Source organism: Mycobacterium sp. 1165178.9, from assembly GCF_001673555.1.
In the GTDB taxonomy this organism is placed as follows: domain Bacteria; phylum Actinomycetota; class Actinomycetes; order Mycobacteriales; family Mycobacteriaceae; genus Mycobacterium.
In genome coordinates this window covers 1-5,952 of the sequence record NZ_LZMB01000161.1, presented here as the reverse complement: position 1 = coordinate 5,952, position 5,952 = coordinate 1, and the positions used below count along the sequence as shown (strand labels likewise).

General features: G+C 64.9%; 7 protein-coding genes and 1 pseudogene. 6 read left to right on the top strand and 2 right to left on the bottom strand.

Annotated features, from left to right (window positions below; translation table 11 throughout):
• Positions 1-360 (bottom strand): annotated as a pseudogene (locus A5652_RS07820) (acyl-CoA dehydrogenase family protein); the annotation flags it as partial.
• A 146-nt stretch (positions 361-506) separates the two neighbouring features.
• Positions 507-1,136 (bottom strand): nitroreductase family protein, encoded by a 630-nt coding sequence (locus tag A5652_RS07815; RefSeq protein WP_067348767.1) that lies wholly within the window; start codon positions 1,134-1,136, stop codon positions 507-509.
• A gap of 292 nt (positions 1,137-1,428) precedes the next feature.
• Here A5652_RS07815 and A5652_RS07810 point away from each other — a divergent pair, with 292 nt between their 5' ends.
• The 6 genes from A5652_RS07810 to A5652_RS07785 form a co-directional block, all read left to right on the top strand.
• Positions 1,429-1,821 (top strand): carboxymuconolactone decarboxylase family protein, encoded by a 393-nt coding sequence (locus A5652_RS07810; RefSeq protein WP_067348758.1) that lies wholly within the window; start codon positions 1,429-1,431, stop codon positions 1,819-1,821.
• Positions 1,822-1,873: 52 nt separating this feature from the next.
• On the top strand, positions 1,874-2,767 hold the full coding sequence (locus A5652_RS07805) for an NAD(P)-dependent oxidoreductase (protein WP_067348764.1): 894 nt from the start codon (positions 1,874-1,876) through the stop codon (positions 2,765-2,767).
• Positions 2,768-3,015: 248 nt separating this feature from the next.
• Entirely contained in the window at positions 3,016-4,107 is a 1,092-nt protein-coding gene (locus A5652_RS07800) for an amidohydrolase family protein (RefSeq protein ID WP_067348761.1), read from the top strand.
• Between the two features lie 29 nt (positions 4,108-4,136).
• Positions 4,137-5,282 carry an amidohydrolase family protein gene (locus A5652_RS07795; protein ID WP_067348755.1) on the top strand — a complete coding sequence of 382 codons (1,146 nt, stop codon included), beginning with the start codon at positions 4,137-4,139 and terminating at the stop codon, positions 5,280-5,282.
• Between the two features lies 1 nt (position 5,283).
• A complete protein-coding gene (locus A5652_RS07790) occupies positions 5,284-5,682 on the top strand; it encodes a Rieske (2Fe-2S) protein (RefSeq protein WP_067348752.1) in 399 nt (132 codons plus the stop codon).
• Between the two features lie 15 nt (positions 5,683-5,697).
• Positions 5,698-5,952: alpha/beta fold hydrolase (locus tag A5652_RS07785; protein ID WP_197513825.1), on the top strand; the 255-nt coding region annotated here is incomplete at its 3' end.

Sequence of the window (5,952 nt, the reverse complement as noted above, 5' to 3'; positions counted from 1 at the left end):
GCCGTCCAGCACCCAGCCCTCGGCGTCGCGGTGCGCTGCGACGCCGCCGTAGACCGCGGTGCCCGACAGGTGTGGGTCGAACCGGTCGGCGGCCAGCGGTGCGAACTGGCTCATCGTTGCCAAAAACGGGGTGGGGTCGGTGGCGCGGCCGAGCTCTTCGAGCACAATCGCCAGCTCGACGGCGCTATCGGCATCGCTCAGCTCGGTCCAGCCCTGATCTACGTACGATTTCCACAGCGGGCTCGGGTCGACGCCATCTTCGGCCACGCTGCGCACCAGCGAGGGCGGGCACTGCTTCGCGACGGCGTCGCGCACGGTGTCCTGCCACAGTCGCTGATCAGCATCGAACTCCAACAGCATCCGCGCCGCCTCTCGTCGTGACTGTCACGCGAGAATAACATTCTCGGTTGCGGAAGTAACAATCTCTGAATCGGCGTATGGCGTATCGAACCAGGCCATCCCCGCCGAGCGCCCGCCCAGCCGGGCCGAAGGCTTCGAGCCCCCGGCTAGCCGGGGGCTCGCGCAACGTCGACCAGTCCGTCGGCGGCGTTGTCCCACCGGTCGAGGTTGACGAACTCGGCAAGGGGGCGACGGCGCAGCGGCCCATGATTGCCCTTGGGCCACCCGACCACGATGTGACCGGCGACCATCCAGCCCTCGGGAATGCCGACGGCATCGCGCAGCAGTTGTTCACCGCCATACGAGGCCCAGCTGGTCATGCACGCACCGAGCCCCTGGGCGCGGGCGGCCAGCAGAAAGTTCTGCATGGCGGGAAATATCGAACCGCCCAGCAGCAGCTCCGACGCCGTCGGGTAGTGCGCCTGGGCGAACAGGACCGAGGTGAATTCACCGGCGCGGTCGTGCAATTCGTACGTCGCACGGTAGGTGCGGGCGCGACGGCTGTTGTCCTCGTTGGCGGGCCGGCTCATGCCGTAGACCGGCTCGATCACCTCCAGCGCGTGAGCCGCGGCCCTGGCCACGACGGCCCGCTGCTCGGGCGAACGGAGCACCACGAAACGCCAGCCCTGCGCGTTGGCGCCCGAGGGAGCCCATCTGGCCGCCTCGAGGCACCTCGCCAGGGTCGCGTCGTCGACCGGCTCGTCGGTGAAGCGCCGGATCGTTCGGGCCGTCGACATCACTTCCCAGATGTCCGCGCTTGCTCCGGTCACTGCCTCTCCTTAGTCCCGCTGTCTTCAGTCCTTACGCTACGTGTGCTCGTATCACCAACCGCTGCAGAAGGATTGGCGTGCAGCCAAATCCCCAGAGTCCCCCAGCAGGAACGAGGACATGGGCGGGCGGGACCATGTGAATCTCGACTGTAGACCTCGCGCAGCGGCCACGGTGCAAGACTGCGCTCAGAAGATCGGAACTTCGGCAGCTCTCACACAACTCCCTCGAGGGCCGCCGCCCGAACAGAAGGAGGAAACATTGGATCGCGAAACCTATCAGCGGGGGCTGCAAATCCGCTCCGAGGTGCTGGGCGAGGAATACGTCAACCGCGCATTGGCCAATGCGGATGAGTTCACCGGACCCCTGCAGGATCTCGTCACCGAGTACTGCTGGGGCACCGTGTGGGGCCGTGAGGAATTGCCACGCAAGATCCGCAGCATGCTCAACCTGGCGATGATCTCGGTGCTCAACCGGCCCAACGAATTACGCACACACGTCAAGGCGGCACTGACCAACGGTGTCACCCGCGAGGAGATCCGGGAGGTCTTCCTGCAGGTCGCCATCTACGCCGGCGTGCCGGCCGCCGTCGACAGCTTTCGGATCGCGAACGATGCATTCGCCGAACTGGATCGGGATCGTGGCGATCGCTAGCGCGGTGGAGCCGGATGCAGCGGGTCGCCACCATCCCGTTAAGGAGTACGCCTTGCAGGTCGGGTTCATCGGGCTTGGAAACATGGGCTTTCCCATGGCTTGCCGCCTGATTCAGGAAAAGCGCGACGTCGTCGCCTTCGACACGCGCAGCGAGGCTCTCGAGCGCGTCGTCGCGCTGGGGGCACGCGCGGCGTCGTCACCCAAGGAGGTCGCCGATCACGCGGAAACGGTGCTGGCGAGCCTTCCCACCCCGAGAGCGTCGCGCGAAGTGGCAACCGGTCCGGCCGGCGTGATCGACGGCGCCCGGGTGCGGCGCTACGTGGACTTGTCCACTGTCGGTAGCCAAATGGCGGTGCAGATCCATGGCCTGCTGGCCCAGCGCAACATCGTGGCGATGGACAGCCCGGTCAGCGGCGGTGTCAGCGGGGCCGAGAAGGGGACGCTGGCACTCATGGTGTCCGGCCCGCGCGGCCAATTCGATGTCGTCCGAACCACACTCGAAGCCCTGGGCCGACCGGTGTATGTCGGCGACAAGCCCGGTTCGGCGCAGACGATGAAACTGGCGAACAACATTCTGGCGGCGAACGTGTTGACCGCGACCGCAGAAGTCGTCGTGATGGGCGTCAAAGCCGGCCTCGACCCGGGTGTGATGATCGAGGTGCTCAACGCCGGATCGGGTGCGACGAGTGCAAGCCGCGACAAGTTCCCGCGAGCGATCCTGCCGCGCACCTTCGACTACGGCTTCGCGACCGGACTGATGCTCAAAGACGTGCGGCTTTACCTTGACGAAGCGAGAGCGCTTGGCGTGCCCGTCGAAGTCGCCGAGACGGTCGGCCGGCTGTGGGAGGCACTCGCCGACGATGAAGGGCCCGAATCCGATTTCACGACGGTGATCAAACCGTTTGAGCGGGCGGCCGGCGTCACGGTGGGCGGCACTCCGAAGTAGCCCAACGGGTGACGCCCCGTGGTCGCGAACCATCCGGACCGCGGCCGTCCCTAACCCGGAGAATGGTATTATCCGGAAACAAGAACCCGACTTGCCCGAAAGACCGCAAAACTCCCGCTACCAGGGATGATGATTAAACGAAATGCTTACCGGCAACCCATTGATGGACCGCTGCAGAAAATGTTAGATTGGCTATCATATGACCTCGCACGGCCGGCTTTGGCCGCCGGAGCCGAAGGATGGCTTTCGTGATCAAACATGCAGACGGAACCAGCACACCGTTGATCGATGCGAGCGTGCACATCTTCTTCCCGTCCAACAAAGCGCTGCGGAAGACCCTGCGCGAGCCGTTCAAGAGCCGCGGCTTCCCCGACTACGAGATGGACTGGTACGGCGCCCCCGGCGGTGAGTACGCGCCCAATACCGAAGGCCCCGACCGCCAGTACCCCGGCTCGGATCCGGATTTCGTTGGCAATGAACTGTTTTCGAAGCGCGGGGTCGATGTGGCGGTCCTGCATCCGATGGCGCGCGGCATCATGCCGGACCGGCACCTGGGCAGCGCGCTGCACGCCGCGCACAACGAGATGATGGTGTCGAACTGGCTGGAGTCCAGCCAGTTCGGCGAGCGGTTCCGCGGCACCATCCGGGTCAACCCCGACGACATCCCCGGCGCACTGCGCGAGATCGAGAGATGGCGTGCACATCCGCGGGTGGTCCAGATCGGCGTGCCGCTGCAATCCCGCGAGCTTTACGGAAAACCGCAGTTCTGGCCCATTTGGGAGGCCGCCGTCGACGCCGGGCTTCCCGTCGCCGCGCACATCGAGGTCGGGTCGGGCATCGCGTTTCCGCCGACGCCGAACGGGAACACCCGTACCTACGAGCAGTACGTCAGCTTCATGGCGCTGAACTACCTGTATCACCAGATGAACATGATCGCCGAGGGAGTATTCGAGCGGTTCGACGGCCTCAAGTTCGTATGGGGCGATGGTGCCGCCGACTTCATCACGCCGTTCATCTGGCGCATGGACACCTTCGGCCGGCCGCACCTCGAGCAGACTCCGTGGGCCCCGCGGATTCCCAGCGACTACCTGCCCGGTCACGTCTATTTCGTTCAGGGCAGTCTCGACGGCCCCGGCGACGTCGAATTCGCCGGCGAATGGTTCGGCTTCACCGGCAAGGACGACATGGTGATGTTCGGGTCGAGCTATCCGCACTGGCAGTGCGGCGATGTCACGAAATTGCCCAGCGCGTTGTCCGCGGAGCAGCGCGAGAAGCTGTGCTGGCGCAACGCGGCGCGGCTCTACGGCATAGACATTCCCGCCGGGGTGGGCGCACAGTAGAAATATCGCGAAACACTGAGGAGAGCCAGATGACGTTGACCCATTCGCAGGAGCGGGTTCCCGCGACCGAGCGTATAGCCGTCCGCTGCGTCGACTCGGATGTTCACCCGGCCCCCAAGCGCGGAGAGCTGCTCCCGTACATCCCCGAGCCGTGGCGCAGCAAGTATTTCCTCACTCGCTCGGTTGGCGAGCAGATCTACTATGACGCGCCGGACTACGCGCACTCTTACGCCATGCGCGTGGACTCCTTCCCTCCCAACGGCGAATTTCCCTGCAGCGACCCGGATTTGGCGTTCCGCCAGCTGATCATGGAGGCCGGCTCCGACATCGCGATCCTAGAACCGGGGGCTTACCCGGCCCGCCTGCCCGAGGCGCAGCATGCGATGTCGGCCGCGTTGAACGACTGGCAGGCCAATCACTGGCTGGACAGCCACAACAACTGGCACGAGCGCTGGCGCGGTTCCATCTGTGCCGCCATCGAGGAGCCGGAAGAGTCCGCCCGCGAAATCGAGCGGTGGGCCGGGCACCCCTACATGGCGCAGATTTTGATCAAGGCCGAGCCGAGACCGTCCTGGGGCCACCCTAAGTACGACCCGATCTGGGCGGCCGCCACCAAGCACGACATCACGGTGAGCTGCCACCTATCACGCAGCCAGTTCGATGAGCTGCCGATCCCACCGGTGGGATTCCCCAGCTACAACCACGACTTCATGGTGACCTACTCCCTGCTGGCGGCCAACCAGGTGATGAGCCTGATCTTCGACGGTGTGTTCGACCGATTCCCGACGCTGAGAATCGTGTTCGTCGAGCACGCGTTCAGCTGGATCCTTCCGCTGATGTGGCGCATGGACGCGATCTATGACGCGCGCAAGTCGTGGCTTGACATCAAGCGCAAGCCGTCGGAGTACGTCAAGGACCACATCAAGTTCACCACCCAGCCGTTGGACTACCCGGAAGACAAGACCCAACTGACCCGCGCGCTGGAATGGATGGAGTGCGAGAAGATTCTGCTCTTCTCCTCGGACTACCCGCACTGGACGTTCGACGACCCGCGCTGGTTGGTCAAGCACCTGCCCAAGCACGCCCGGGACGCCGTCATGTACAAGAACGGCATCGCGACGTATCACCTGCCCGAGACCGTTCCGGTCCTCGAGGGTCAGACCCGGGTGCTCTGAGTTGACGGAAAAAACCAAGCGGCCCGAGCCACGTCTCGCGCAGGGCCGCGAGCATGTCGTCGCAACCGTAGACGAAATCCCGCCGGGCACACACAAATTGGTACCGATCGGACGGCATGGCGTCGGCGTCTACAACGTCAACGGCACGTTCTACGCCATCGCGAACTACTGCCCCCACCAAGGCGGGCCGCTGTGTTCGGGACGAGCCCGGGGGCGCACGATCGTCGACGAGACCGCGCCGGGCGACTCCGTCATGGTGCGCGACCTGGAGTACATCTACTGCCCCTGGCACCAATGGGGTTTCGAGCTGGCGACCGGCACCACCGCGGTCAAGCCCGAATGGAGTATCCGTACCTACCCGGTGCGCGTCGTCGGCAACGACGTTTTGGTTCAGGCCTAGCTACAGGAGAATCGGGTGCCTTCTATCGAGATCAACGGGGGAAACGTCGTCTACGAAATCCTCGGTGACTCCGGCGATCTCATTGCCCTGACGCCCGGCGGCCGGTTCAGCAAGGAGATCCCCGGCCTGCGTCCGCTGGCCGACGCCCTGGCCGCGGGTGGCTATCGGGTGCTGCTGTGGGACCGGCCTAACTGCGGCGCCTCCGATGTGCAGTTCTACGGACAGAGCGAGTCGCACATGCGCGCCGAGACTCTGCACAAGCTGGTGACC